Origin of the sequence: Pseudobacillus sp. FSL P4-0506 (assembly GCF_038003025.1) — a bacterium.
In the GTDB taxonomy this organism is placed as follows: domain Bacteria; phylum Bacillota; class Bacilli; order Bacillales; family Domibacillaceae; genus Pseudobacillus.
Window position 1 is genome coordinate 2,648,764 of record NZ_JBBOOI010000001.1, and the last position, 26,208, is coordinate 2,674,971.

The 26,208-nt window shown below is 38.8% G+C and carries 29 protein-coding genes and 1 riboswitch; of the genes, 19 read left to right on the forward strand and 10 right to left on the reverse strand.

Annotated features, from left to right (window positions below; genetic code table 11):
* Positions 1-135: 135 nt before the first annotated feature.
* Positions 136-1,008 carry a LysR family transcriptional regulator gene (locus MKZ02_RS13375; protein ID WP_340853975.1) on the reverse strand — a complete coding sequence of 291 codons (873 nt, stop codon included), beginning with the start codon at positions 1,006-1,008 and terminating at the stop codon, positions 136-138.
* A gap of 125 nt (positions 1,009-1,133) precedes the next feature.
* On the opposite strand from MKZ02_RS13375, the gene MKZ02_RS13380 reads away from it, so the two are divergent.
* Positions 1,134-2,234, forward strand: a complete 1,101-nt coding sequence (locus MKZ02_RS13380) for an AbrB family transcriptional regulator (protein WP_120031526.1) — start codon at positions 1,134-1,136, stop codon at positions 2,232-2,234.
* Positions 2,235-2,323: 89 nt separating this feature from the next.
* On the opposite strand, the gene MKZ02_RS13385 is transcribed toward MKZ02_RS13380, so the two are convergent.
* A complete protein-coding gene (locus tag MKZ02_RS13385) occupies positions 2,324-2,455 on the reverse strand; it encodes a hypothetical protein (protein WP_259455538.1) in 132 nt (43 codons plus the stop codon).
* A 213-nt stretch (positions 2,456-2,668) separates the two neighbouring features.
* On the opposite strand from MKZ02_RS13385, the gene MKZ02_RS13390 reads away from it, so the two are divergent.
* The 5 genes from MKZ02_RS13390 to MKZ02_RS13410 all read left to right on the forward strand — a co-directional run bounded on the left by MKZ02_RS13390 (position 2,669) and on the right by MKZ02_RS13410 (position 7,491).
* Positions 2,669-3,016, forward strand: coding sequence for a hypothetical protein (locus tag MKZ02_RS13390; protein WP_120031524.1), 348 nt, complete (start codon positions 2,669-2,671; stop codon positions 3,014-3,016).
* Positions 3,017-3,238: 222 nt separating this feature from the next.
* Complete coding sequence (locus tag MKZ02_RS13395) at positions 3,239-3,553, forward strand: hypothetical protein (protein ID WP_120031521.1); 315 nt, start codon at positions 3,239-3,241, stop codon at positions 3,551-3,553.
* 251 nt (positions 3,554-3,804) lie between these two features.
* Positions 3,805-4,434: a metal-dependent hydrolase gene (locus MKZ02_RS13400; RefSeq protein WP_340853977.1), complete on the forward strand. Its 630-nt coding sequence runs from the start codon at positions 3,805-3,807 to the stop codon at positions 4,432-4,434.
* A gap of 1,831 nt (positions 4,435-6,265) precedes the next feature.
* Positions 6,266-6,862 (forward strand): cupin domain-containing protein, encoded by a 597-nt coding sequence (locus tag MKZ02_RS13405; protein ID WP_340856401.1) that lies wholly within the window; start codon positions 6,266-6,268, stop codon positions 6,860-6,862.
* A 407-nt stretch (positions 6,863-7,269) separates the two neighbouring features.
* Positions 7,270-7,491 carry a hypothetical protein gene (locus tag MKZ02_RS13410; protein WP_340853979.1) on the forward strand — a complete coding sequence of 74 codons (222 nt, stop codon included), beginning with the start codon at positions 7,270-7,272 and terminating at the stop codon, positions 7,489-7,491.
* A gap of 341 nt (positions 7,492-7,832) precedes the next feature.
* Here the strand turns inward: MKZ02_RS13410 and MKZ02_RS13415 are convergent, their stop codons facing one another.
* Entirely contained in the window at positions 7,833-8,411 is a 579-nt protein-coding gene (locus MKZ02_RS13415) for an undecaprenyl-diphosphatase (protein WP_340853981.1), read from the reverse strand.
* Between the two features lie 645 nt (positions 8,412-9,056).
* Here MKZ02_RS13415 and MKZ02_RS13420 point away from each other — a divergent pair.
* Entirely contained in the window at positions 9,057-9,626 is a 570-nt protein-coding gene (locus MKZ02_RS13420) for a membrane-spanning protein (protein ID WP_340853982.1), read from the forward strand.
* Between the two features lie 92 nt (positions 9,627-9,718).
* On the opposite strand, the gene MKZ02_RS13425 is transcribed toward MKZ02_RS13420, so the two are convergent.
* The gene (locus MKZ02_RS13425) at positions 9,719-10,132 is read right to left on the reverse strand and encodes a hypothetical protein (RefSeq protein WP_340853984.1); all 414 of its coding nucleotides are present in this window, start codon (positions 10,130-10,132) and stop codon (positions 9,719-9,721) included.
* 333 nt (positions 10,133-10,465) lie between these two features.
* Between MKZ02_RS13425 and MKZ02_RS13430 the strand changes: the two genes are divergently transcribed.
* Both MKZ02_RS13430 and MKZ02_RS13435 read left to right on the forward strand, forming a co-directional pair.
* Positions 10,466-10,675 carry a hypothetical protein gene (locus MKZ02_RS13430; RefSeq protein ID WP_340853986.1) on the forward strand — a complete coding sequence of 70 codons (210 nt, stop codon included), beginning with the start codon at positions 10,466-10,468 and terminating at the stop codon, positions 10,673-10,675.
* Positions 10,676-10,800: 125 nt separating this feature from the next.
* Positions 10,801-11,307 (forward strand): NUDIX hydrolase, encoded by a 507-nt coding sequence (locus tag MKZ02_RS13435; protein WP_340853987.1) that lies wholly within the window; start codon positions 10,801-10,803, stop codon positions 11,305-11,307.
* A 647-nt stretch (positions 11,308-11,954) separates the two neighbouring features.
* Here the strand turns inward: MKZ02_RS13435 and MKZ02_RS13440 are convergent.
* A complete protein-coding gene (locus MKZ02_RS13440; RefSeq protein ID WP_340853989.1) occupies positions 11,955-12,812 on the reverse strand; it encodes an MBL fold metallo-hydrolase in 858 nt (285 codons plus the stop codon).
* Between the two features lie 584 nt (positions 12,813-13,396).
* On the opposite strand from MKZ02_RS13440, the gene MKZ02_RS13445 reads away from it, so the two are divergent.
* From MKZ02_RS13445 to MKZ02_RS13470, 6 genes are all read left to right on the forward strand, one after another.
* Positions 13,397-14,281 (forward strand): YitT family protein, encoded by an 885-nt coding sequence (locus tag MKZ02_RS13445; protein WP_120031503.1) that lies wholly within the window; start codon positions 13,397-13,399, stop codon positions 14,279-14,281.
* A gap of 204 nt (positions 14,282-14,485) precedes the next feature.
* A complete protein-coding gene (locus MKZ02_RS13450; RefSeq protein ID WP_340853991.1) occupies positions 14,486-14,893 on the forward strand; it encodes a sporulation protein in 408 nt (135 codons plus the stop codon).
* 93 nt (positions 14,894-14,986) lie between these two features.
* Positions 14,987-15,164, forward strand: a riboswitch (cobalamin riboswitch).
* Positions 15,165-15,374: 210 nt separating this feature from the next.
* Positions 15,375-17,600: a ribonucleoside-diphosphate reductase subunit alpha gene (locus tag MKZ02_RS13455; RefSeq protein ID WP_340853992.1), complete on the forward strand. Its 2,226-nt coding sequence runs from the start codon at positions 15,375-15,377 to the stop codon at positions 17,598-17,600.
* A gap of 8 nt (positions 17,601-17,608) precedes the next feature.
* Positions 17,609-18,649, forward strand: coding sequence for a ribonucleotide-diphosphate reductase subunit beta (locus tag MKZ02_RS13460; RefSeq protein ID WP_340853993.1), 1,041 nt, complete (start codon positions 17,609-17,611; stop codon positions 18,647-18,649).
* 94 nt (positions 18,650-18,743) lie between these two features.
* A complete protein-coding gene (locus MKZ02_RS13465) occupies positions 18,744-18,866 on the forward strand; it encodes a hypothetical protein (protein ID WP_340853994.1) in 123 nt (40 codons plus the stop codon).
* 199 nt (positions 18,867-19,065) lie between these two features.
* A complete protein-coding gene (locus tag MKZ02_RS13470; RefSeq protein ID WP_182916937.1) occupies positions 19,066-19,206 on the forward strand; it encodes a hypothetical protein in 141 nt (46 codons plus the stop codon).
* Between the two features lie 86 nt (positions 19,207-19,292).
* Here the strand turns inward: MKZ02_RS13470 and MKZ02_RS13475 are convergent, their stop codons facing one another.
* Entirely contained in the window at positions 19,293-19,595 is a 303-nt protein-coding gene (locus tag MKZ02_RS13475) for a DUF6509 family protein (protein WP_340853996.1), read from the reverse strand.
* A gap of 210 nt (positions 19,596-19,805) precedes the next feature.
* On the opposite strand from MKZ02_RS13475, the gene MKZ02_RS13480 reads away from it, so the two are divergent.
* Entirely contained in the window at positions 19,806-20,624 is an 819-nt protein-coding gene (locus tag MKZ02_RS13480; RefSeq protein ID WP_120031495.1) for a GDSL-type esterase/lipase family protein, read from the forward strand.
* A 115-nt stretch (positions 20,625-20,739) separates the two neighbouring features.
* Entirely contained in the window at positions 20,740-21,222 is a 483-nt protein-coding gene (locus MKZ02_RS13485) for a C40 family peptidase (RefSeq protein ID WP_120031493.1), read from the forward strand.
* A gap of 44 nt (positions 21,223-21,266) precedes the next feature.
* On the opposite strand, the gene MKZ02_RS13490 is transcribed toward MKZ02_RS13485, so the two are convergent.
* Complete coding sequence (locus MKZ02_RS13490; RefSeq protein ID WP_120031491.1) at positions 21,267-21,602, reverse strand: hypothetical protein; 336 nt, start codon at positions 21,600-21,602, stop codon at positions 21,267-21,269.
* Between the two features lie 309 nt (positions 21,603-21,911).
* On the opposite strand from MKZ02_RS13490, the gene MKZ02_RS13495 reads away from it, so the two are divergent.
* Together MKZ02_RS13495 and fosM are read left to right on the forward strand one after the other, a co-directional pair.
* The gene (locus tag MKZ02_RS13495; protein WP_120031489.1) at positions 21,912-22,187 is read left to right on the forward strand and encodes a YqhV family protein; all 276 of its coding nucleotides are present in this window, start codon (positions 21,912-21,914) and stop codon (positions 22,185-22,187) included.
* A 443-nt stretch (positions 22,188-22,630) separates the two neighbouring features.
* Complete coding sequence (gene fosM, locus MKZ02_RS13500) at positions 22,631-23,053, forward strand: FosM family fosfomycin resistance protein (protein ID WP_340853997.1); 423 nt, start codon at positions 22,631-22,633, stop codon at positions 23,051-23,053.
* Positions 23,054-23,199: 146 nt separating this feature from the next.
* On the opposite strand, the gene MKZ02_RS13505 is transcribed toward fosM, so the two are convergent.
* The 3 genes from MKZ02_RS13505 to MKZ02_RS13515 form a co-directional block, all read right to left on the reverse strand.
* Positions 23,200-23,736 carry a helix-turn-helix domain-containing protein gene (locus MKZ02_RS13505; RefSeq protein ID WP_120031485.1) on the reverse strand — a complete coding sequence of 179 codons (537 nt, stop codon included), beginning with the start codon at positions 23,734-23,736 and terminating at the stop codon, positions 23,200-23,202.
* 81 nt (positions 23,737-23,817) lie between these two features.
* Positions 23,818-25,044: a DUF819 family protein gene (locus MKZ02_RS13510; RefSeq protein ID WP_120031483.1), complete on the reverse strand. Its 1,227-nt coding sequence runs from the start codon at positions 25,042-25,044 to the stop codon at positions 23,818-23,820.
* Complete coding sequence (locus tag MKZ02_RS13515) at positions 25,016-26,053, reverse strand: dipeptidase (protein ID WP_340853998.1); 1,038 nt, start codon at positions 26,051-26,053, stop codon at positions 25,016-25,018. The genes MKZ02_RS13510 and MKZ02_RS13515 overlap by 29 nt, the downstream gene beginning before the upstream one ends.
* Positions 26,054-26,208 lie beyond the last annotated feature (155 nt).

A 26,208-nucleotide genomic window follows, 5' to 3' on the forward strand; every position in this document is an offset into this window, starting at 1 on the left:
TAACGAGACTGGATAAAGTCATTAGCTGTTACTTGGACTGAACAAAAAGATCATTGACCGCCCCGTAATTGAACTATTACAGAGCGGTCTGCTTTTAGTTGTTTACGCCAATAGGTTTGACGGTTCATCGGACAGCTAGTTAATTTTCTCCAAATCCACCTGCTCCATAAATTCAACAAAAGCCCGGACAATGTTAAGCTGGAGCGATTCTTCATGGAAAATCATCCACGTTTTTCGGATGATCGGCTGGCCATCTTTTGAGTGGATGGCTATTTTATACACATCTTTTAAATCGCTTAAGAGCATCCCTGGCAAAATAGCATAGCCCAAGCCGTTGGCCATCATATTTTTGCTTGTGCCGGCTTTGTCTACATCGATACTGACAAGAGGCGGTTTCGTATAGTTTTCTGCCCACCAATTATCGACGACTGTCCGCAAGTTCTGATCTGTATGATAATCGATCCGCGGCAGATCGGGCAAATCTTCCAAAGTAATTTTTTCTCTGGAAGCAATATAAATTGGCTCTTCGAATAAGAGTTTTTTGCCGCCTTTCCAACTATAATCTCCTTTCACAAAAGCAACGTGTACATCCTGGTTATAAGCTAAATGAATAATTTCGTTGCTCCAGCCTGTCATCACTTTAAATTCTATATCGGGGTATTCATCTTTAAAGAGCTTTAGCAGCCCGGGAAGTTTATAGTCTGTAAAAAAGGTGGAGACACCGAGCCGGAGTGTGCCAGTAATTTTCTTTTCCATGTTCAGCACATTCTCTTTTATATGCTGCAGCTTTAACAGCATGTCATCAGCACATTTAGCAAGATACTCTCCTTGGGGAGTAAATTGTACACCGCGCCGTCCACGATTGACAATTTGCACACCGAATTCCTTTTCCATTTGCTTTAAACGGTTCGTTAGTGCCGGCTGAGAAATGTACAGCTTGTTTGCCGCTTTTGTCATGTTTTTTTCATTAAATAATGTTTGTAAGACGCGCCAATCTCTTTCATCCATTGCTCTTTTTCCTTTCTGCTATAACTATATTTTATGGTTAAAGATAAAAAAGCGATATTTTATTTATTTCTTTAACCTTAGTATAATTTATTTATAGACAACAAGAAAAGAAAGAAGAGGATCGGATGAAAGTAAACAAATGGGTCGTCCTACTAGTAAGCAGCCTTGGCGGGCTATTGTTATCATTGACTGGTTTGTCAATTGGTTGGATGTTAGGAACTTTGCTTGCGGCCGCTTTTATTTCTTTTGCTTTTCCGCAAATTTCAGGAGCAAAAGACATCCCTAAAAGCTGGTTATATATAGGACAGTTAATATTGGGCATTCAATTGGGTCAAAAGATTAACCTGTCGGTGTTAACTGCTTTTCAGTCTCATTGGATCGTTATTACTCTTATGATCGGATTATCAGTTGTTTTCTCATTACTTTCCGGTCTTAGTTTATGGAAATTTAGCCGCTCAGATATGCTCACAAGCTTTTTTGGCACAGCGCCTGGCGGATTGTCAGCTATGCCGGCACTGGCGGAAGAAGTAGGTGCCAACACTGCAGTGGTGAGCATTATTCAGACCATGCGTGTGTTTTTAGTGATTTTAATTATTCCGGTGTTCGTTTCACTTTGGACGATACATCCAGCTAGCGCAGCGGCTGTGCAACAGACTTCACTGGGATTTGAACCAAGTCAATTGCTGTGGACAGCCGTATTAGCTCTGACAGGATGGGGCGGTTATCATATCGGGAAATATTTAAAATTCCCGGCACCTTGGCTTCTGGGAAGCATGACAGCTGTGGCAATTGTTCAATCATTCAGTTCTTCCTATGCCGGTCATAATATGGTAGCCTACTGGCCGCACAACTTGATCGTTTTGTCACAAATTTTGATTGCCGTATCGATTGGAGTCCGTTTTCATAAGAAAATGTTTATCGGACTGAAGCAGACGCTGATTGTCGGCTTGATCAGTACCATTGGGCTGATTGGTGTGATGTTTGCCTGTGCGTACCTTGTTTCTCTTGTGACAGGCATAGATTTTAAAACAGCTGCACTCGCTTTTGCACCAGGGGGAATTGCTGAAATGGCCACGACAGCGGTTGTACTTGATGCAGATTCGACCTTTGTAGTTGCTGTGCAAGTGCTTAGAATTTTGGCTGTTTGTCTTGTGTTACCGCCTTTCTTTCGATTGCTGCACGGTTGGGAGATGCGGAAGGAGGTTCATTCGCACCTCTCTGCGTAATTTAAGCGAAAGAAAAACAAATTCATCGCTGTTATTCAGAAAAGGGCAGTCTAAAAATTGGTTATCCACCAATTTTTAGACTGCCCTTCTTAATGAATTTTTTCCTCTTTCATTTCAATAAGTTCTTCGCTCATCTGTCTAATTCGGTCAGATAATTCGAGAACAATCTCTTCTAATTGAGTAATCCTTATTAATAACTTTTCTTCGTCTAATTTTTTCATAATTTTCCTCCTAAACCTGGCGTCTTTCAAAACGTGCACACCTTACTATTGATATTATCTTTTTTTGCCTGCTTTAAACTTTTTGAAAAAAGTTTTTCTTTCCAAAGAATGTGAAACGCACGGGTAAAAAACAGAAAAATGGGTACAGTAATAGAAACGGGAGAAATGAGGTTTGAAGGGCGCCATACGAAGAAGAAGAGGAGGTGTCACAAGGTGGAATTGTTGTTGCTTCTTACCGGTGCACTGTTTTTGGGGCTGTACTTACAGCGGAAAAAACAGTCGTCAAACTATAAAATAGATCATGGCATGCTGATTACAGAGGATACATTCAATCAAGTAAATATCCCATTATCAGAAATTGTGGAAGTTGTAAAAATAGGAAAAACAGCGAAGCCGCGTTTCCGGTTTAATGTTGAGACCTTTCTGGGAAGGCTCGATAGTGTAGCGGTATATACGCGTTCAAATGTTTCTTATCTTCTCAGAGTGAGAAATGCTAAAATGCTAATCAGAGAATTAAAAGAGCAAAATCCAGGTGTGTATACAAAAGCAGAAGTTATATAATAACAATGTGATGAGCGAACAGGCAGGCCCCGGCTATTTATTATAGTGGGGCTATATTTTATTTTTTTGAAAAAATCTCTTTTTTTTTGTTTTATATTTGCCGATCCCAGCATATTATTTACAATTCATTGACGAAAGGTATTTTTTGTTTACAAAGCAATTCAAAGCTGATAGGTTATAGGTGATGTGATTGACCATATATAGTGAAAAAGAGGTATATATATGACACCCTTCATAAATGAAGATGCTGCTATTGAATGCACGACTACCGATACGGAATATCGTTGGAAGAAAAATGTGATTAAAGTGGATAAGGGATTTTTAATCAGTAAAGGTATAGTCACAAATGTTCGGATTCCGATTCATCACATAGATACGGTTGTATATTCGATGAATCCGAAAAAACCGGCTCTCGTACCAGGATTAAAAATTATCGGCAAAGGAACTGTACTTGCAGAGCTTGATATTTCCGGTGAATATATTGAAAGTGTGCAGGACTGGCTTCTTCAAGTGATTGAGCGGCACACGAATGCTTAACCCTGTGTTTACTCGCAGGGTTTTTTTGTTTGCAAAACTAAAGGAGATCCTTATCTAGTTATGTATGGATGTAGGGTTTGCTAGCTGCTATCGTTCGATCTGAAGGGCGAGAGCGTGAGGTGAAATAGACAAACAGTTAAAGAGAAAGAGGGGGAGTTATTTAGAGTAGATAAGATCATTACCGTTCATTTTTTTATAGGATTAAGAACGTTTGTTTGTTATAATGGAGAAAAAGAAAAGGATGGAAACAGATGAAAGGATCGGCTCATTTGGCTATCGGAGGAGGCTCCGGATTAGCAACAGCTGTTTATTTACATACGGATCCTCTTACTACAGCTGCATTAGTTGGCATTGGGGCAGTAGCTGGTCTTGCACCTGACCTTGACGTAAATGGAAAGCTGTCCAATCGAATTACTATATCAAAAAAGTGGCTGATCTTGTTTTTTGCAGCAGCTGGCCTGCTTCTAATTGGCTATAGCTACGTAATGCTGAGCGGTTTTGTTCAGTCGGCTGGCTTCATCGTTGGTCTTTGCTTGACGATATTGCCTAGATTGTTTATTAAGCAGCGTACGATGCTCTTTATAACAGGAGCAGGATTAGGTGTGGCCGCTTGGTATGCCGATATTTTTTGGCTGTTGTTGTTAAGCGGGTTTATTATTGTTTCTTCATTTTTATCTCACCGTTCATTAACTCACTCTTTAATAGGAGCTGCCTGTTTTGCAGGGATAGCGTGGCAATTCCAACAAAGTGTAGGAATTGAAGGCAGCTTTTTGGCTGCTTCGATCGCTTACATGAGCCATTTAGTAGCAGATATGAAAGTATGGCCGGCTAATAAAAGAGGCATTAAATGGTTTCAGCCATTGTTTAATAAAGAGTTTTAAGGCGGGAGAACCCGGGCTATAAAAGGGATTGAGGGAGAGGTTAAAAACTCCCCCAGAGTTCCCCAATATTACATATTGATCATGCTGTTGAATGCTTGGACGGGCTTTTCTTTTAACTTAATCCACCTCTGGAGTGTTTTCTAAACGTTCAGCGGTGATTTTGACTGGAATAAGCGGATCTTATTAAAATAGTGTAGCCCATAAGCTGTAACTGGTGCTAACCCGCTCGTTCATTATATGGTCAAAACAGAACTTTATGGTACGGCTTCGTATTAGTTGAGCAGTTCTATAGAAAATAAAAATAAAATCTTCACCCTTTAAGCTAGAACCATAACGGAATGTTGTTTGAATACACCAAGCTCGATGCGTTTTCAGCTGTTTTAATAAAATGTCGTCTACCAGTATTGTTCGATAACTATTTTTTAGTTTTCGGCGATCTGGTATTTTTTTCATCTCGTAGTTTGTTAACTGTACGTGTTTTTCTCTCAAAATCAATGTCATTGTACGTTAAACCAAGCGCTTTTCCTCTACGCTCTCCATATAAGAAGGAGTATGTAGTTTGTAATTTTTTCTTAGTAGCACGGCATTTTTTTATAACACATTAATAAAAACACGCTTGCAGATTGCTTGATCGAGGTTTTATAGTCGGTGTTTACTGAGAAGGGGATTGATTTGTAATCTAATGACGATCTCTTGTGGCAATCGTGAAGGATTTTTTAGTCGTTCTCGTGAGTTTTATTAGCCATGAAACTCATCCAATGTACCCAAGTCATCTTGCGAGCAGATACTCGTTATACATGATGATTTGTCGTCTGGATGCTTCAGGCGAAAAGGATATTGAAAAGAAGAATATAAAAAAGCCAGGAAAATCTCCTGGCAGACTTATTAACCTGTATATGTTCTGGGGGAACGAACAGGTGACTCTTTAACCAGTATTTCCAATTCAAATAAAAATATACAACAGGAAAGCTCTCAGCCTCTGGAAAGCATTAACACTTCAATTATAAGAGGTCGGGAGTGTCCTAATGAAAGATTCTAACCTTATAGTCAGACAGAAATCAAAGGCAGCTAGGACGGTGCTTCATGTGATAAAAGACAACGGGTTCGGATGTCTGGCCAGGCTGCTATTTGATGCATTTGTTGGACGAATAACAAGTGATAGACGAATGAGAGATAGGTTAAAAATCCCTTGAATGTAATTGGTTGTAATGGGAAAATAAGGAATGTGTTAAAAATTTGGAGTTAGCAACTGGCATTTGCGTGCTCCTACTTAAATGTGTAGCGTGCAGAAGGGGTAGTTAAGGTGCTAAGAAAGATATTTTGCAGGCATTCATGGGCTTTACGTATTGATGATACGAAAGTGAGAGGGAAAGTTTACGAATGTAAGAAGTGTGGGGAGGTGAGAATCAAATTTTATTAAGATTATAGTTCATTGAAAATATAACAGCTTACTATAGAGATTAACGGAAAAAGCGAGGGTACCAAACCATTAAGGCAGTATGCAGCTGTTTTATGGTTTGGTGTCTTTTTTTATTTTATAGGAAGGGGAGGAATGCAAAACAATTAAATCTTTTTATAGATATAAATGAAAAAGAAAGACAAAACTTGATTATGAGGGCCAAGGAGATACCGTTGGGCGCTTATCGTTCAAACAGAGAATAACAGTTATTTGAAAAAGCGTATTTCATTATTACGCAATCGAGCCATTGAATGGGAGGGGGTTTTTGGGGCTAATAGAGGATTCCTTTAAATAAGTCACCATAAATCAAAGTACACTCCCTAAATATGGTGCATAGGATAATTCTATAAATTGATGAAAGGGATGAAAGTGATGTATTACGTTCCTTATATGTATCAATATCCACATCCACATCCACATCCTTACTATGTTAACCCGCTGATAGATAACCAGAGAAGACAGTCGGCTTATTGGCCCATGCCTAATGAGATGAAGCATGGAAACCGATTTGCTTCTCCACAGCCTTTAAAAGGTAAAGGAAGCTTTGTATTAAAAGATTATGGAACCCAACCATTTGTTGTAAACATTGATAAGGCCACTAACCAAAACAACACATTTCGTACGGCCCTATGGACAGGGAAAAATCTACAAGTAACTCTGATGAGTATTGGAGTGGGAAAAGACATCGGATTAGAAGTTCATCCGACAGTTGACCAGTTTTTGCGCATTGAAGAAGGGCAAGGAATGGTTCAGGCAGGAAATACTAAAGATAATTTGTATTTTGAAGAAAGAGTGCATGAGGATTACGCAATTATGATACCAGCAGGGACATGGCACAATGTCATCAATACTGGAAATAAGCCAATGAAGCTTTACTCGATCTATGCGCCACCTGAGCATCCATTTGGTACTGTTCATAAAACGAAAGCAGATGCACTGGCGGCTGAGAAAAAACACACTAATAAATAGCAGGTTGAATAGTTTTATGGTTACTTTTCCTTAATAATTGTTTTAGAGGAAGAACGGAACAAAAACGGACAAATTCCGTCCAATAATCGAACAAACAGGGTGACGTTTTGGGTACCTTTTTATTTTTCCATTATCAGTCAGTTAGTTGGCTAGATTGTGAGATTCTTTTACAAAACGACCGACTGTCGCCAGCTGCTGCTTCTGTTGAAAATGAGAAGTGATCCGAAAGAGCCTTATGGGTGCTAATAGAGGAACATACAAGAGAAGGAGTATTTAAGAAAAGAGAGGAGGGATTAATTTCCTCTAGTTGTTATCGAAGCGTTTGGTCCAAGTGTTTGCAGGGAATTGGTAAGCAAATTAGCAGACAACGAACTAGTTTTCCAGGGCGATAACACAGAGGAGGCAATATGGAAAGAGACGAATTCACCTACGAGATTCTTAAAGAAATTCAGAATGGAAAGCAACTTCACTGGAGTGACTTTTCGATGAATCAGGAGCAATTTGAAGCTGAAATAGACACCATTAAAAAGAACTATCTAGTCCAAATTGATGGCACGAGTGATGGGGAGAAGGGTCCGGAGTTAACATCGGAAGGGATTACGTGCATAGAAGAGTATGAACAGGAATAAGTGAATTATTAAAAGGTGGTTGATAACTTGCAAAAAAAGATTGGAATAGTGCCTTTGAAACATCAAATATTTAAATAGTGATGAGGTTCATTCAGCAAGTGTAGTGGCATTGATTAATGTTTTATCTCATAAAGGGATCATTACTACTGATGAGTATTTAAAAGAGTTTACAGACTTGATTAAAAAGATGGATGATAAAAAGGCAAAATAAGTCTTATATAGACCGAGTATTTTCTTTGCGGTGCTTCTTCTGTATACAAAATAAAAACCCTATTTGCAATAGGGTTTTTATTTTCCTCTTCATTCCACACTTACAGCAATCGCTATCTTGAGCTGATAATTCAACAATCTCTCATTTTACCCTGGCCTTGAAAGAGGGGTCTTTGGATTAGCTTAGTTATTGGTGGTGCTTTAAATAAAATATAGTGTGTAAACAAAGCGATTAATAAGCCATTTATAAATCCAGCCATTACATCAAGTGGATAATGTACTCCCACCCATACCCTAGAGAAAGCTACACCTACAGCGAGAGCAAACCAAATATGTTTAAAGCGATAGGATGACAGCCATAGAGTAACAGCAATTACTATTGCGGAAGTAGCATGGTCACTCGGGAAAGAGGAGTTAGCAGAATGGTCTACGAGTTGAATAATGTTATGCGATATAAAAGGCCGATCTCTATAGATGAATACTTCAATAAGTCTGTTTATTGAAAATCCTAAGGCAAATGCAAACATAGCTTGAAAGGCTATTATGCGAAAATTACTTTTGTTTAGTAGCCATAACATTATAATTAGTAAACCAAAAGCATATTGAACATACTCAGCAAAGAAAATCATGATGTTGTCTAGCAATTGATAGCGCTGAACTTGATCATTGATAAATTTAAACCATTCGTAATCTGCATCTGTAAAATTCATTTGATAATTACCTTTAACGTACTAAATTAATTAACGTTTCCTTTCCATCTGTCTATTACTAACATTTTAACAATCAATATCCACTTTTCAAGGTTTTGTTGCATAATTCTACATGATTAAAAAATAGAGTACTTAAATAATTTTATTATTTCTGTCCGATTGGATTACTTTCCTTTGAAATCCAAGGGTTAGTTTAACGTATGGGTTAGGAAGAGAAAATCGTTTCTTTTTTTTAAACAAAAAGAAATTGAGGATGATTAGATATGAGATGGATATTGGAAAGCTGAACGACTTATTTGTGAGGTTAACTATAAATCAATTCTTTGATGGAATGGTTCAATTGGATTTCAAAAAGTGATCCAGCGTCCGAATAGAAGGTGCTCTTTTTATGTCCAAATATATAACATGATTCTTCCCGACATTTGAGCAATAGTTTTAAAATAAGAAGAAAAATGTGAGATTGTGTATTTGAAAAATATCCAACATATATGAAAAGTGTTATAGCTACCTCTACGGCAATACATTGAATGTAATCGTCTGTATTTTTTTAGGATAAGCGGGCAATTTAACAATACATATAGAACAATGTTTATAAATATGAGGAACAAGTAAATGATAAGAACTTTGACAAATGAGGCGATAAATATGAAAAAGAAAGCCATATTGATATTAAGCATAGGTTTTGCTGTCTTGATAGCATTCGCTTTCTTCTTACAACATTTAAATGGATCTTCCCCTAAATGGACAGACATGCTGGGGAGAATTGTGATTGGTTTTCTGCCTGTCCTTCTTTTATTTTTAAAAAGGATTCCTTTTAGCTTGCCGTTGATTATAGGGTATTATGCTTTGCTTTTTTTCTCATTTTTCCTAGGTGCCATTTTACGTTTTTACGATCGTTTTTCTTGGTGGGATACCGTCCTTCATTTTGGAGGAAGTGTTTTCACGGCCTTTGTTGCAATAGCTTTATACAGGCTTCTCATTCCTGAATCAGCAGAAAAAAGAATTTCCCGCTGGCTGATTTTTCTATTTGTCTTAACATTCGCTGTGACCTTCAGTGCTTTTTGGGAAGTGATAGAGTTTATTGGATCCGTTATGGGGGCTTTGGAAAGTGATGATAATAAAGATACGATGACAGATACGCTATCAGGCATGGCAGGAGGATTTACCATAGCTATCTATGCAGCCTTTCGCAAAAAGGTAAGCGACCAAAACTGAGGGACAAAGACATAAATAAGTGAATAGATTAGGGAGCTACCTTAGAAGAATACTCATTAAGGTAGCTCCCTTTCTGTTGTGAAGGCATTTATTTATCTTTTCTTATTATTAAGATCTTCCGTATCTCTATTGTTTTCAAGGATATCTTCATCATTTTCATTCATATTGTTATCCCCAGGCATCAGATTATTTTCATTGTTTTGGTTATTATCACCATCGGGGAGTATGTCATTTCCGTTGTTCGTGTCATCTTCGCCGTTAGGGAGTATATCATTTTCGTTGTTCCTGTCGCCTTCACCATCAGGCAGGATATCATCGTCCCTATTCATGTCATTTTCGTTGTCAGGGCCTATATCATTAATCTCATTCCCATTGTTATTGTCATTTTGAGGTGTTTGTTGTGTATCATTGTCATCTTCTACTGGATCATTATCATTGTTACACCCCATTAGTACTACGGCTGATAATAAAAAGGCAGGTAATATATGTAACCACTTTTTAGGCACTTTTGTTTCCTCTCTTTCATTGTTATTTTTGTTGCTTTATCATTTTCTTCAGTTTATTAATTTTTATGCATAGCTTAATGCTGGGCAGCTTTGTTTTTATTTGTACAGTAAATCATGATCTGGGGTGAGGATGACTAGTCGTTTTTCATCACCGAAACGATGATAATGAAACAGTTAAAAAGAGGAGGATGGAAAGTTTCTCGATTAAACTTTTCTATAAAAATAAAAGCATTAGTCGTATAAAATTCTGATAACAAAGAATTAATTTTGTATCTACTATATCAATTATCTGGTAAAATTTAGTTGAGAAAACGTTGTGAAAGGAGGTCTACAGTGGAAGTCATTTTAACGAGTATATTTTCAGCTATCATTATATTTATTACTGTCTTTTACATGGTGAAGGTATTTATTATCGCTTATAAGAGGAAGGAAATATCAACTCGAAAATTCATTGCTTTTTCAGCTTCTTCCATTTTAATCGGTGTTATAATAGCTTCCGTATTACCCTTTGCTTATCAAAAAATACTTCATTATATCTACTAACTATCTCTTTTAAAAGGACCTTCCTAATCAAAGGTCTTTCATTTTTTAATCAATCAACGAAATTTAACATCGCCAATCAATAAAATAGAAGTGTACTTAGGAAACAAATGAAGGTGGCAAGGTAGATGGGGATGTCTAATTATTATAAAAGGCTGCGTGAAAAGGTAGGTAATGAATTGATATTCATGCCAAGTGTAGCAGCGATTGTTCGAAATGATTCAGGTGAAATTTTATTTCAAAACAAAAGAAATGGGGAAAAGTGGAGTCTTCCTGCTGGAGCCATTGAGCCTGGAGAGGTACCAGCGCAAGCTGTGATTCGAGAAGTATGGGAAGAAACCGGTCTAACCGTTGTACCCAAAAAACTATTAGGCGTATTTGGTGGAGAAGAATTTCGCTATAAGTACCCTAATGGTGATCAAGTGGAATATATTATATTCGTATTTGAATGTATGATTTATCAAGGGAGGCTTGGTCCAGTAGACGATGAAACTGTGGAATTGCGTTATTTTGATGCAAGTGACATGCCAGGACTTGCCTTACCTTACCCTAAATCATTATTTGTACAGGGAATGACAGCGGATTTATCTTTTCAATGGGATGACAATTGGCTAGAAAATATCCCGGGAAAATGATGAGGGTGTACTTCATAGATTAACCAAGAAAATGGTGAAAAAGTTTGCCCTTATTAAGCAGGCTTTTTATTTTCATTATATTGGAAGAGTCTTGTATAGAAATATGCCTATGTACAATAAAAAGGGAAGAGTAGAGGGGGCTCACTAAAAGGCGTAAGTACTAGAGAATTTGCTGTTGGAACAAGGCTGCGGCTTAGATGCAGAAATAGAAGTTTAGAAAAGTTTTTTATACGCCTGAGTTATGGTACTCAAAGCGATAAAAATAGACTGTCTATTGACAGTCCTTTTTATTTTGCTTGTGAATGGAGGCTGTTGATTTCTATTCCAGGCGCTTACGCGGTGAGCCTCCTCGCCGCGTAAGCGCCTGCGGGGTCTCACTTGTCTCGCTAATCCCGCAGGAGTCTTTGCGCCGCCTTCCATTCCAATCAACAGGGTTTGCAAAGTTAGAATAGCCGTACAACGATGCCTGCTTTAAGATAAACTCAGAGAAGTCTATCTTTCTCCTGAATGGCTTGAAAACTAACGAAGAATCAAAAGTGGTTTGGAACGATCTTATTTCGAACCACTTTTGCCGACAAACTGAGACCGTCTATCGACAGCCTGTTCTCGAGTTAAGATTTTTATTAACACCATTCTCTTGCAGATAATCAATGGGTGTTTTTGTCTACATATTTCCCGTAATCAGGTATAGCAATTTGGTCAAATTCTTTAACAAGCTTTTGCAAACTGTTTGTCAACAACTCGCCAGACATAGGTAATCCATGACCGGTAACAGCAACAGTTGGCTCTAATGCTTCTAACTTAATGACTGATTCCTTGGCTGTTTTCCAATCTGTTGTGAGGTACCTCGGAGGCCCGCTGATTTCCTGTTCTTGTGTTAAAACTTTATAAAGATATTCTTGCTTAACAGTAACGAACGCGTCCCCTGCGATTAATGCTCGGTCTTTTTCTCTAAATAAGGAAACATGTCCAGGTGCATGTCCGGGTGTGTGAATCCATTTAAAATCCGGCATATGAGGAACGGCTCCATCAGGAGGCAGTGGTTTTACATTATCTCCTAAATCAATCGGCTCATTCGGAAACATAGGAGACATTTTTGCCACCATACCGCCTTCAACCGTCGGGTCCGGTTCTGGATAACTTTTTTGGCCTGTGAGAAAAGGAATTTCCAACTCGTGTGCATAGACAGGAACTTCCCAATGCTTAACCAGGTCAATAACAGCCCCGACATGATCAAAATGGCCATGTGTCAAAATGATTGCCTGTGGCCGGCTGCTTGCCCCAAAGCGTTCTTCGATAACAGAAATAATTTCATTTGCCGACTCAGGCATTCCTGTATCAACTAATACGAAGTCCCTCATCCTAGGATTTCCAACTAAATGAATATTGACGATTTGGACAGTATGACAAAATAAGTCTGGCAGTACCTCAATACCCACTCCACTGCCTATAGAAGTTGTTGGAATATATTTGTAATCACTTCCGTAATTTATATCCTTATCCACTTTTCATCCTCCTTCATTCACCTAAATACCTGCGCAAAATCTATTGTTCCCCTTTATTTGTTCATTTAAGCAAAGTATTTGAAGCAAGAAAAATGAATAAGATCGATCAAATTATGTTAAATCCTATTACTCAAAAATCTTAAGGGGTGAAAGTGAAAGGCATGCAAGGAACAAGTTGCATTCAAACGAAAAAGCTTTCCGATGAAGTAAAGGATTGTCTGGCGGTTTGAGTAGTCTTAGGAGTACTGTCGCTACTTTTTTACAGCAGCAAAAAGGTCCCGCTTAATAGCCGGGCATATACATCTGTTCACTAAAGAATCTCCCTGAAAAGTGCCTGTTCAGAAGGCTGCTACATACTTGAATAGCCTTCTTACGTAATTGTAGACCTCACTATGCAGTGAGGTTTTTTCCTGTCCATTCAGAAAATGAAACATTATAATAAAAAGTGGAAAAAGCTTTATAGTGCACAGCTATGGAAGGGATAATTTTTTTATTTTAAGGCTTTTCCTAATTGAAAGTTATTTTTCTTAAGCAGGAATTAAGATATACTAAAAATAAATAAGTATGAGTAAAGGTGTGGTTTTTTGACGGACGAGTTATTGGTAAAAAAGCAACATAAGAAATTATCGCGTTTGAAAGTGATTCAGAGGGCTGTTTTTATTACAGTTGGCGCCTTGCTCATGGCTGTTGGATTAGAGATCTTTTTAGTTCCCAACCAGGTAATTGATGGTGGGGTGACAGGTATTTCCATTATGCTTTCCCACATTACAGGAGTAAAACTTGGTATCTTTCTTTTTATCTTAAATTTACCGTTTGTATACTTGGGATATAAGCAATTTGGGAAAACTTTTGCCATATCGACTGTATATGGGATTATTATGCTATCTGTCTTCGCCACATTTTTTCACCCGATTATGCCGTTTACTGAGGATATCCTTCTGGCCACAATTTTTGGAGGGATTTTTCTAGGTGTTGGGGTTGGGATGGTCATCCGAAATGGCGGGGCGCTAGATGGGACTGAAGTACTTTCAATTGTGATAAGCAAAAAAGTCCCTTTTTCTGTTGGTGAAATTGTCATGTTCATTAACTTATTTATACTTAGCTCTGCAGGGTTTGTCTACACGTGGGATCGTGCGATGTATTCTATCCTAGCTTATGTGGTAGCTGCTAAAGCGATCGATATTGTCGTTGCCGGGATGGAAGAATCAAAATCGGCATGGATTATTAGCGATGAAGCAAGAGAGATAGGCGATGCCATTAATAGCCGATTAGGAAGAGGCGTCACTTATTTACATGGAGAGGGCGCTTATACAGGTGATGACAAAAAGGTTATATTTTGCATCATTACCCGTTTGGAAGAATCTAAATTAACCACAATCGTGGAGGAGATCGATGCTTCGGCTTTCCTGGCCATTGCAGATATTTCGGAAGTGCGCGGTGGACGGTTTAAAAAGAGAAACATCCATTAAATTATTAATCTATTTGCGATCACAACTGTACATATTTTTCAGTTGGCAGACAAAGTCCACAAGGTAAAACATACTTTTTAAAAAGTATGTTTTTATTTATTTATGTGTAAAATTCAAATTCAAAACCATCCTATTTGGTTAAGATTAAGGAGCGAGCCTCGGGGAATATTAAACTAATACTAACTAAAAGAAAGGAGAAGTTTCATGTGGAAACATATTTTATCCAGTATTGGAATTGGCGGAGTAGCGATTGATACAGCTCTTCAAAAAGAGGCTTACCACAGAGGGGATAAAATTGAAGGAACAGTATTGATTAATGGCGGCCGGGCTGCGGAACCAATTGATGCACTCATTGTTTCTTTGCATCTGCAAATGGATGAAGTTCGCGAAGACAGTGATTTTGCATACCATGACAAAGATGTAAAAGAAATTCTTATCCCGATTCAACGTGAAATCCAGCCTAAAGAAAAGCTAACGATTCCTTTCTCGCTGGAAATTGACCTTGAACATCCACCTACCAGTGATACAAATAAAACCTTTTTAAAAACAACCGCTGTGATTCCGCAAGCCGTTGATCCTTCTGGTCAGGATGAATTAATCATTTTAAATTAAATAAGGACAGAAAAATAAATCAAGGCTTGCACAGGAGAATTTTCATTGTTATACTAATCCGGACACAACATTTAGTGGTAATGCTTTAATTAAATCAATATTTAGTAAAAAGGTGCTGTCACAGCTTAATAGGGAATTCGGTGAAATACCGAAGCTGTCCCCGCAACTGTAAGTGTGAACGACCGCAGATCAATCCACTGTCTAATAGATGGGAAGGAATGTGGAAGGAAGAAGCACAAGCCAGGAGACCTGCCTTTTTACTGCGTGTACTCTTCTTCGGGAGTTGGGAAGAAAGCGCGGAGAAAATAAAAATGTCTTTCGTTCAGACAAGCTCTTTTGATGATGCTTAGGAGCAGGTCTGTCCCATTTTTCATTAAACTTTTATTTCTTCGCTCTTATCCCATCTTTCATCTAGAAAGATGGTTTTTTTATGGACAAAAAAATCTCTTTCTAAACTACTTATCGTTTAGGAGGAACAAATATGATTCAAACAGTACAAAGTGTGGCAGAAGAGGCGTTCAGTGAAATTCAAAAAGAATTCCCCTCTATTGAACTGGCAAGCTACAAGAAAAAAGTAAGGGTAACTTTGGATACGAGAGAGGGATGGACAAATGAGCAGGTTCAGCAGCTGCTTTTACATTCAGCCGTGGAGCGGATCACAAGTGAAGAACCGGATTGGACATTTGTAGCTGCCCGTCTGTATTTACAACAATTATATAAGCAAGCAGCTATAACACGTGGGGAAAACACCAATAGGTATGGCAGCTTCTTGAACCTTATTCACCTTCTGCTGAAAGAAGGAATATACAATCCGCAGTTAACGACAGCTTATACGGAAGCGGAGATTAATGAGTTAAGCACCATCATTGATCCTGATAAAGATCACTTATTTACATACATCGGAATTGTTACATTGAGCGAAAGATATTTAGCTCATACGCTCGACAAGCAGCCAGCAGAGCTTCCGCAGGAAAGATGGCTCATTATTGCGATGACGTTAATGATGAACGAACCTCAATCGGTACGTCTCCAATACGTAAAAGAAGCATATTGGGCTCTTTCTAATTTATATATGACAACAGCTACGCCAACACTTGCCAATGCCGGGAAATCATACGGCCAGCTGTCAAGCTGCTTTATCGATACGGTGGACGACAGCCTGCAAGGGATCTTTGATGCCAATACGGACGCTGCCAATTTGAGCAAAAATGGAGGGGGCCTGGGCATTTACTTAGGGAAAATTCGCAGCCAGGGCAGTGACATTAAAGGATTCAAAAATGTCAGCTCCGGCGTGATTCCATGGATGAAACAGCTCAATAATACGGCCGTTTCTGTCGATCAGCTCGGACAGCGTCAGGGGGCGATCGCTGTTTATCTCGATGTCTGGCATAAAGACATTTTTTCCTTTTTAGAAACCCGTTTGAATAACGGAGATGAACGCCGCCGAACACATGATTTGTTTACCGGTATAACGATACCGGATTTGTTTATGGAAGCTGTTGATAACAGGGAAGAATGGCATTTATTTGACCCGCATGAGGTAAGGAAGGTAATGGGCTACTCGCTTGAAGACTCATTTGATGAAAAAAGAGGAGCAGGTACATTTAGAAACCGGTATAAAGAGTGTGCGGCTCATCCAGCGCTCAGCAAAAAAACCGTGCCGGCTATTGAGATTATGAAAGCTATTATGATTTCCCAGCTTGAAACAGGCACCCCTTATATGTTTTACAGGGATACCGTCAACCGGGCGAATCCGAATAAGCATGCCGGCATGATTTATGCGAGCAATCTCTGTACGGAAATCTGCCAAAATATGAGTCCGACTGTTGTGATCGAAGAAAAGACGGAAGACGGAAAAATCATGATTACGAAGGACCCAGGCGATTATGTTGTATGTAATTTGTCATCTGTTTCTTTGGCCCGCGCTGTTATGGATGAAGTGCTTGAGCGCTTAATTCCGATTCAGGTAAGAATGCTTGATAACGTGATTGAAATGAACAGTATCCCAGTGCTACAGGCACAGCTGACGAACAAGAAATATAGGGGAATTGGGCTCGGCACGTTTGGCTGGCAGCACCTGCTCGCTTTGAAGGGATTAAGCTGGGAATCGGACGAAGCAGTCAGTTATTGCGATGAGCTGTACGAGCAGCTCGCGTTCTTAACTATTGAGGCAAGTGCGGAGCTTGCAGCCGAAAAAGGGGCTTACCCGGTATTTGCAGGATCAGAGTGGGAGAGCGGCGTCTACTTTGAGCAAAGAGGTTACAGTGGGACGAAATGGCAAGAGTTAAAGGAAAAAGTGAAAAGATCAGGCATGAGGAATGGATATTTGCTGGCAGTGGCGCCGAATTCATCCACTGCTTTGATTGCCGGTTCAACAGCCGGAATTGACCCGGTTTTCCGTAAAGAATATATGGAAGAGAAGAAAAATTATAAAATCCCAGTGACTGCTCCGGACTTGTCGGCTAAGACGACCTGGTACTATAAAACAGTTTACTTAATTGATCAGCATTGGAGCATTCGCCAGAACGCCAAGCGCCAGCGCCATATTGACCAGGCCGTCTCCTTTAACTTATATGTGCGGAACGACATTAAGGCAAAAGCGCTGCTTGATCTGCATTTGGATGCGTGGGATTCAGGGTTAAAAACAACTTATTATGTGCGGTCGACCGCTTCTGATATTGAAGACTGTGAAAGCTGTCATTCATAAGGGGGAGAATGAGTATGAAACTTAAAAAAAGAGAAATCATTGATCATAGTGCACCAAACCGTTCTACAGGGATTGTGAACGGGAAAAGCTCAAATATTTTAAACTGGGACGATGTGCGCTTTAGCTGGGCTTATCCAAAATATAAGAGAATGCTTGCGAACTTTTGGACACCATTTGAAATCAATATGACGAAAGACCGCCAGCAATTTAGCGAGCTGTCTCCTGATGAAAGAAATGCATTTTTAAAGATTATCGGTTTGCTTGCTTTGCTTGATAGTATTCAAACCGATTATGCTGGCAGAGCGGCAGACTATTTAACAGATTCCAGCTTGCATGCGTTAATGATTATTCTTGCTCAGCAGGAAGTGATTCATAATCATTCTTACAGCTACGTGTTATCGAGTGTGGCGGATAAAGAGACGCAAGATCAAGTATTTGATTTTTGGCGGACCGAACCGATTCTTCAGGAACGCAATGAGTTTGTGACAAAAGGGTATGAAGCCTTTTCTCATGAACCAACCGTCGAAAACTTTCTGAAATCGATTATTTATGATGTGATATTAGAAGGCCTTTTCTTTTACTCTGGATTTGCTTTTTTCTACAATTTGGCCCGCAATCAAAAAATGATTGCAACGAGCACAATGATTAATTATATCAATCGGGATGAGCAACTTCATGTCGGATTATTTGAAAAGATTTTTAAAGAAGTGCTAAGTGAACATCCCGAGTATGATACAGAAGAATTACATCTCTACGGAAAGGAGGCATTCCGACAGGCCGCTGAACTTGAAATTGAGTGGGGAAACTCAATCATTGGCCATAAGATAGATGGAATTCAAATGAGCGAGCTGGAAAGCTATATTAAGTTCATGGCCAATAAACGTGCTGAACAGTTAGGTTTCACAGCGCCGTTTGAAGGCTACCGGACAAACCCAATGCGCTGGATTATTGCTTATCAGGAAGTAGATTTCGGGAAGACAGACTTTTTTGAACAAAAATCCCGTGCCTATACGAAGACAAGTGAAGCGAACGGGTTTGACGAATTATAATGAGTAGTCTCCATTCTTCTTAAATTCTTTAAGAGAATGGCTTGGCGATGAATAGCTAGTATATAGTAAGACAAGCCTTTGAACGGCTAAATAAATGAAAAAAATCCATCTAACCATTCGCAGTATAGGAAACCTACAAGAAAAGTTAATGGAGGCAGAAGAGGCGGCTCACTCAATTGAAGCAGACGATGATGTTATCGTTCCTTTAATTGAGTGAGCCGCTAATTTTACTGGCAGCACTGGAAAAAAGGAACAATTGCACAGAATAGAAGGTTCAATCGCTGATTGACTTTTTTAGGTTATTTTCTGAATATTCAGGGTAAAACAAAAGCAAGATATTGACATGTTTTTCTATCTGTTATATATTATTTGTATAAAAAATATATTTGTTATATAACAGGAGGGAGGTGGAAAATATGGAAATGTATCGAGAGGCTTATGAATATTACATGGAAAGCTGTGAAAATTATGAAATGGAATCCATTAGCTTTTACCATTTTGTTAAGCATTTAACAGAAGAGCAGCTGCAGGAGTACATGAAGAGCGAAATAAAATAGAGGGTGTGATTATTACGGAGACATTAACTGAAGAAATAAGTTAAACCCCGCAGGCAGTGAGTATTCATGCAGCGGGGCTTTGTCTGTTATTCGGCCTCTTCGGTTTCGTCAGGAAGATGATCCCGGCAATAAGCTGCCACAAGCGCTTCTTCGTCCTCTTCAAGTTCAAAATCCAAAACTTCTCCTGTTGCCCGATCGTGTAAGTGATAATGAATGATCTTTTCCTCATCTCCATTTACCAAATAAAGCACACGAATATAGAAACCAGATTCTGAGTATAACTCATCCTCTTCGTCTACCTTTGCATATAAATGAAATTCAAATCTTTCCCCATCGAGCAGCCCGAATGGATCTTCAAGCAGTTCAACCGTATGATGTGTAATGTCCATTAACAATCCGTCCTTTGAAAGTAATATGAGTACGTTTTATTTTAACATAAAACTTGCTTATAGCCGCATACCAGGTTTTTTTGCTTGAAAATACAGGTATGATTATTATAAGATTCGTCTACACTTACTACTGAATTTCCTCTCTGTTGATGAATAAATGAAAAATAAGCGTACATAAAAGAATATCTAGAAGGAGCAAAGGAGCGAAAAATGAAGCGTTTATTTAAATATACCGTCTCTGTTCTCATTGTTGCTGTCATTGCTGTATCCCTTTGGCTTTACTATCCTACTTACAAGATCCAGCAAATGAAGGAAGAATCTGCCCCTACGTCTGCTCAAGCTGCTCTTTCTTACGTTGACTATTATAGCAATGTTGATAAAGAGAGTTTAACTCACCTTGCCATTGGTGACTCGATCATTGCGGGTTTTGGCTCAGAGAATGAAGAAAGCTTCGTCGATTATTTTTCCCGCCGTTTCGAAGAGCAAACAGGAAAAACGGTCATTCTGGAAAACGAAGGGATCCTTGGAATTAACAGTACAAATTTAAACACACTTGTACAAAGAGGCACCTTTGATGACCAAATTAAAAAGGCAGATTTGATTACAATTAATGTCGGCGGCAACGATATTTTGGAGACTCTTTATCAAGGTGATTATAAAAACGTTGTAGCTAATTTTGACTCTATGAGAAAGACATTCACGGACAACTTAAAGGCGATAAGTGAAAGGATCAAGAAAGAAAATCCTTCAGCAACCATTGTTTTTTTGGAGATGTACAATCCTCTAAATCCGGATCACGAACTTTATAAAGTAGCTGATCAACTTCTTCCAAAATGGAATGTGAAAATTTATGAGGTAGCCCGCCATTACAATCATTCGATTGTTCTAGAGACAACAAAAGTGCTTAATGGCCATCATTTGCAATATCTTTCATCTGATGGTGTACATCCAAATTCTCTCGGATACGAAGCGCTCTCAAAACAAATGCTGAAGCAGTTAAAGAAGAAGCCATTCGTTGAATCCGTCTGATAAAAAAGCAGATTTCCTATCTGCTTTTTTATTATGCTTCGATCTGGGAATATTAAACACAAACCAGCATATATTTAATTTCGTGTACAATCTTTGCAATCAGGGGGTAGGTTAATTGAACAGGCATTTATCAATTTCGAGGTGGTTTGTCCCAGTATTTATGCTGCTATCCTTTGCTTTTTTCTTTGCCTGCGAGCCAGTCAATCAAGCATCGGCCACCATTAATTATGGAGAAGAAGCAGCAGCAACGGCACAAACACTAATAGGGGCTCCTTACAAGTATGGAGGCACCTCTCCCAAAGGGTTTGATGCCGGAAGCTTTACACAGTATGTGTATAAGGAAGCTGCTACTCAAATGAACATTCCAAGAACAAGTGCTGCTCAATTTAAAACAGGAAAAGCAGTCAAACAGAAAGATTTACAATTTGGCGACTTGGTGTTCTATGCAACAGGAGCGAAAGGAAAAGTTTCTTTTGTTGCGATTTATACAGGGAATGGCAAGTTTGTAGGAGCTACATCTAAAGGCGTAAAAGAAGTAAAGATGAACACCTCCTATTGGAAGAACCGTTATATAGGCGCGAAAAGAATCATTAAATAAAAAAAGCAAGCTGGGACTCTTTTTGCTCCCAGCTTGCTTTTTTGTTAGAAGCCGTCTTCCATTGCAGCAAAAGGAATGTTAAGACGGTTCTCTACTGCGCGTAATCGTTGGTTTAATCTGTTTAAGCGCCTCGTGTGACGTTCATCATTCTGGTTAAGACGTGTAATTTCGCGGTTGATCCGTGTAATTTCCCGGCTCAGCCGAGTTATCTCTGCTACCTGCCGCTCGTTTTGGCGTTCCAAAGCGGTCACTCTTCTCTCCAATGCAGAAGGCTGTCTGCTCACATCATCATACTCTTCTTCAAGAGGCATATAGGAATAATCCGAATAATAATCAGCTGACTGAGGCACAAAGCCAGGAGGGTAATAATATGGATTCATGTTCTTCATTCTCCTTTTATCGTAGGGTCAATTTCCCTACATCATATGTGGAGAGTGATCAAATGACAGGGTGAAAGCCTAGGGAGGCTCTTAACGGCAGTTGGAGTTTTTAGTTATGCAGCAAATATAAGAGCAGGCTATTAACAAAAATAAGGAAATTTCATCGGGAAATTCATGAGCGAATAAAGTAAGTGACCGAATCCATCGTATGATGAAAGCAAAATGTTTAAAAAAATGATGAGCCTTGTCCTGCTTTCTTATATTGCTGCATATAAATTGTAAAAAGAATGGTTTTTACTGGAGGAGCGTATGTTTACATTTATAGAAAAAGCGGTAATGGGTATGGCTTTATTGAGAATATTATCGGGTGGAATTGAAATTTTCGCTGCTTTTTTAATGCTTAGATTTAACGATATTGAAAAAGCTTTGATTCTGAACAGTTCACTCGCCTTGGTAGGACCGATTATTTTAATTGCCACTACATCCATTGGTCTGTTGGGATTGACCGATCGGATATCATTTCAAACAATCTTCTGGGTCTTTCTTGGTGTAGGATGTATTCTGTACGGGGTAAGAAGCGGATAGCCGTCAACTATCAGATCTGTTCTTTAATGAAAACCGATTACGGTAATGGTTCTCTCAACTTGTATAAGCAGAAAATAAATAATACATTGTAGGCTGAATGTAAAAAGAGCTTAAGGCTTCTGGACTAGCTCCGCTAAACGGCAGTTTTCATTTTCCATTCTTTTATTTTGTAGAAGTTGTTGAAAATAAAAAGCAGTCTTCATTATAAGATTGCTTTTTATTTTTTATTTCCTCTGGATCGTTAGGTAAGCTAAAATTAGCATAGGAGTGAAAATGCAGGGAAGAGTCCTTCAAAGAAGCGATAGGTTGCTTAAAGTGAAATAGACGTTAAGAAGGATAACGGATTCAATAATTAAATACATAACGATGAGATTGTGCAAGTCAAACAAATAAAGCGAATAAGTTTTTAGCTTTTATCAGAATGCACAACAGAGGTAAGACAATTGTCAGTAAAAGGCCTTAATCACTTGTTGTTTTCTGTTTCCAATTTGGACAGGTCCATTCAGTTTTATCAAAACGTATTTGGTGCAAAGCTGCTAGTAAAGGGGAGAAGTACAGCTTATTTTGATTTAGATGGCATGTGGCTGGCGCTCAATGTAGAAGAAAATATCCCTCGCAATGAAATCAGCCAGTCCTATACCCATACTGCCTTTTCAATCAAAGAAGAGGATTACGATAATATGTACGAGAAATTAGAGAAGTTACACGTAAATATTTTGTCAGGGCGCTCCAGGGACGAAAAAGATAAAAAGTCTATCTACTTTACTGATCCCGATGGGCATAAATTTGAACTTCATACAGGCACTTTACAAGATAGACTTCGTTATTATAAAGAGGAAAAAAAGCATATGGAGTTTTACGATTGAAAAATTTTTTCATTCAGGAAGACTTCTTCATGCCATATAACAGTCTGATGAACGAACACAAAACCGCTATAGCGAGTATAGCGGCAAGGGATAATAGATGATTGGAATGGGTGGACGTTCCCCCTTGAACAGCGACCGAGATCCATTTATAATACCCGTCCGGTCATAGCCCATACAGAGACAGCGGTTTCATTGGAGTGGTTGAAAAATCTATGGGGAATAGTGCTCTTGAAGCGAATAGAATCCCCTTCATTTAAAATGTATTCGTTGCTTCCCAGAACAACCGTCATCTGTCCTTTGAGTATCAGGCCGCATTCTTCACCGGAATGCTCTATAAGTTGTTGATTTTCTTTACCGGGTTCCAAGTGAATCATAATCATTTCAATTGTTCCCTCTGTAATAGGAGTCAATAATTGATATTTAGAATGAGACAGAGGAAAAGTAAGGGTTTTTCGCTCTTCCTTTCGAATAATATGCGTAGATTGTTCATCATTTTCCAAGAGCGATGAAATAGAAACATCCAAACCTTTGCAAAGTTTGTAAAGAGTAGTCAGAGTCGGATCCGTCGTTCGGCGTTCAATTTGACTAATCATGCTTACACTTACACCTGACTTTTCTGCTAGTGCTTTTAAAGACAAATTTTGCGCTGTTCGCAAGTCACGAATCTTTGTACCGTCAAACATGGCATCTCCCTCAGTTCGGTTATTTGTATGCTTGTATTATACAACAGACCCGGCATTTTATTAATGCCGGGTAAAATTTACTTATATTAAACTAGAAAACCAGAAACCTAACAATGTGCCAACATAGTTGCCAATAATATAGCCGAGTGTTCCGACGACAAGTATAGGCCCAATTAAATTTTTCCATCCTTTAGCAATCGCTAATGCGGCTGCAGTAGTTGGACCGCCGATGTTAGCGTTACTTGCTAGAATGATATCTTCGAGGTTCGTTTTTAACAACTTTCCGGCAGCTAGTGAGATAATCATATTAATCATGACAATGATAAACACAAACACCAGCAGCAAAGGAGCATTTTTAATAATGAGAGGGATAGATGCTGGAATCCCAATCACCACAAAGAATAAATAAATTAGGTATGTGCCTATTTCCTGGCTTCCATTAATCTTGTCAAAGTATTTCGGGAATAGCCCCAAAATAATAAAAGTAATGGTTGTAAGCATCAGGTACTTGTCTCCTACAAGGCCATTAAGCAAGTTCATCACAAGAGAAGAGTTTTCACCGGATGGAATCAATTGATCGAAAAACTCCGCTATTTTAAATGAAATAATAACGAGTAAAAAGGCTGTACCGACAGAAAGGGCAATATCTTTTAAGGAAATGTCCTTCCTTTTCCAAAAGCTTTCTGCTAAAGTTTTGCCATCTTCATTAGAGTTGCCGCTTTCTACTTCCAAGACATGGGGCATGCTGTACCGTTTTCTGAAAAATGAAAGTGTCGGAATAATCATCAAGATAATAAAGTAGATGGCCATCATTAAATTATCGGCAACTACTGTAGCGGAAACTAATTCGCCAGGTGCTTCAAACTTTGCGGCCATGGCAGCGAAGTTAACGCCTCCACCGATATAAGAGGCACTCATCATTGCTCCAATCTTATCAAGGTAGGGAATGTGGTCTTTTAATAAAAAGAAACTGACGATCGTTCCTGCCACCGTTCCGATGGAGCTTAATAGAAAAATGATAAGCAGTTTGCCGCTCTCTCGCCATATCTGTTTAATATTTACATGAAAGAGAAGCAACGGAATGGCTAAAGGAATGATCACTCCCCATATCGAGTCATATACCGGTGATTCTGTTGGAATGATGCCAGTGTTAGACAAAACAATGGCACCGATAAGAGCAATGATGGCACCTGATATTTTGGATGCCCAGCTATACCGTTGTTCTAAGTAAATACTGACAGACGCCCACACAACGATAATTCCCCATAATGTTAACGTATCATCTGCTTGAATAAGTGTTTGTCCCATTTATGCTCCCCCTCTTGATTAAATGATTTGTAATATAAGAATGAGCATTTTCGAAGCTAATGGCTTCTAATTCTGCATTTGTAAAACCTCTTTTGCTCATTTTTTCGAGAAGATCCGGCACGGTGGATGCATCCTCTAAGCCTTTCGTATATACAGGAGAAGCGGTTCCTAAATCGTAAGAATGAAGATAATCTACAAAGTCAAAGCCGAAGGCGAGGTGCTGCGGGCCGACAAGATTGGCAATATAGACGGCATGATCAATGAACCGATCAATCGTTGGCTCTTCTTCATCGACAAATGCCCCATAAGCATTCAGGCCGATCATCCCTCCTCTGTGGGCAATGGCTTTTATTTGTTCATCGGTTAAATTTCGCTCGTGCATACAGATCGATTTTGCATTGCTGTGAGAAGCGATAACAGGATGATTAGTAGTATTATACATATCCCAAAAGCTAGTTTCAGTTAGGTGAGAGACATCAAGTACCCAGTTTTGTCTGTTTGCATAGGCAACAGCAATCTTTCCGTAATCTGTAAGGCCTTTGAATGATGATACACAATCAGCTCCTGTACCAGTTGCTAAAAAGTTGTGTTCATTCCACGCAAATATGGAGTGCATGATCTTATGTTCACTAAGGTAAGTGAAGGCGTTTTCTATTTTTGATAGGGTGGTTTCTCCTTCCCAGTCCTCCATAAATGTGAGGCCTTCAAGGCCTAAATAAATGTTGATTTTTTCTGTCTCCACAAGCTTTTTTTCGCGAGAAGAGGGAGGGGAGAGGGCGGCGTGTTTTGAAGAATTTAAATCCTCCATAACATATGTCAGCAGTTGCTTAAACCGTTCATAGGATTGATTGGCAAACTTGGGTTCCACCCAAAAAACACAGATAATTGATGTGATTCCACCTGCTTTTAGTTTTGGATAATGAACTCTGTCAAAAACACTTTTCTCGCCTCGGCTTTTTCTCCAGGCAATGTCTGTAAATAAATCTGAGTGCAAATCAAAAACTTTCAAGGCATCTCCTCCTAGGAATTATGTTATATTGTAATTTATCTAATATATTATAACTGAATTTTCATAAAGACAAGACTATTTAGCATATTTGTTCGATCATAGCCTATTTTTATCAAAGCAGAGGAAGATGAAAGTGATTCTATTTGTCTGGATTG

Bases quoted from the DNA above. Each gene is read 5' to 3' on its own strand.
- MKZ02_RS13375 (WP_340853975.1), bottom strand. From the start codon at position 1,008: ATGGATGAAAGAGATTGGCGCGTCTTACAAACATTATTTAATGAAAAA.
- MKZ02_RS13380 (WP_120031526.1), top strand. From the start codon at position 1,134: ATGAAAGTAAACAAATGGGTCGTCCTACTAGTAAGCAGCCTTGGCGGG.
- MKZ02_RS13385 (WP_259455538.1), bottom strand. From the start codon at position 2,455: ATGAAAAAATTAGACGAAGAAAAGTTATTAATAAGGATTACTCAATTA.
- MKZ02_RS13395 (WP_120031521.1), top strand. From the start codon at position 3,239: ATGACACCCTTCATAAATGAAGATGCTGCTATTGAATGCACGACTACC.
- MKZ02_RS13400 (WP_340853977.1), top strand. From the start codon at position 3,805: ATGAAAGGATCGGCTCATTTGGCTATCGGAGGAGGCTCCGGATTAGCA.
- MKZ02_RS13405 (WP_340856401.1), top strand. From the start codon at position 6,266: ATGTATTACGTTCCTTATATGTATCAATATCCACATCCACATCCACAT.
- MKZ02_RS13410 (WP_340853979.1), top strand. From the start codon at position 7,270: ATGGAAAGAGACGAATTCACCTACGAGATTCTTAAAGAAATTCAGAAT.
- MKZ02_RS13415 (WP_340853981.1), bottom strand. From the start codon at position 8,411: ATGAATTTTACAGATGCAGATTACGAATGGTTTAAATTTATCAATGAT.
- MKZ02_RS13420 (WP_340853982.1), top strand. From the start codon at position 9,057: ATGAAAAAGAAAGCCATATTGATATTAAGCATAGGTTTTGCTGTCTTG.
- MKZ02_RS13435 (WP_340853987.1), top strand. From the start codon at position 10,801: ATGGGGATGTCTAATTATTATAAAAGGCTGCGTGAAAAGGTAGGTAAT.
- MKZ02_RS13450 (WP_340853991.1), top strand. From the start codon at position 14,486: ATGTGGAAACATATTTTATCCAGTATTGGAATTGGCGGAGTAGCGATT.
- MKZ02_RS13455 (WP_340853992.1), top strand. From the start codon at position 15,375: ATGATTCAAACAGTACAAAGTGTGGCAGAAGAGGCGTTCAGTGAAATT.
- MKZ02_RS13460 (WP_340853993.1), top strand. From the start codon at position 17,609: ATGAGTATGAAACTTAAAAAAAGAGAAATCATTGATCATAGTGCACCA.
- MKZ02_RS13465 (WP_340853994.1), top strand. From the start codon at position 18,744: ATGAAAAAAATCCATCTAACCATTCGCAGTATAGGAAACCTACAAGAA.
- MKZ02_RS13470 (WP_182916937.1), top strand. From the start codon at position 19,066: ATGGAAATGTATCGAGAGGCTTATGAATATTACATGGAAAGCTGTGAA.
- MKZ02_RS13475 (WP_340853996.1), bottom strand. From the start codon at position 19,595: ATGGACATTACACATCATACGGTTGAACTGCTTGAAGATCCATTCGGG.
- MKZ02_RS13480 (WP_120031495.1), top strand. From the start codon at position 19,806: ATGAAGCGTTTATTTAAATATACCGTCTCTGTTCTCATTGTTGCTGTC.
- MKZ02_RS13490 (WP_120031491.1), bottom strand. From the start codon at position 21,602: ATGAATCCATATTATTACCCTCCTGGCTTTGTGCCTCAGTCAGCTGAT.
- MKZ02_RS13495 (WP_120031489.1), top strand. From the start codon at position 21,912: ATGTTTACATTTATAGAAAAAGCGGTAATGGGTATGGCTTTATTGAGA.
- MKZ02_RS13505 (WP_120031485.1), bottom strand. From the start codon at position 23,736: ATGTTTGACGGTACAAAGATTCGTGACTTGCGAACAGCGCAAAATTTG.
- MKZ02_RS13510 (WP_120031483.1), bottom strand. From the start codon at position 25,044: ATGGGACAAACACTTATTCAAGCAGATGATACGTTAACATTATGGGGA.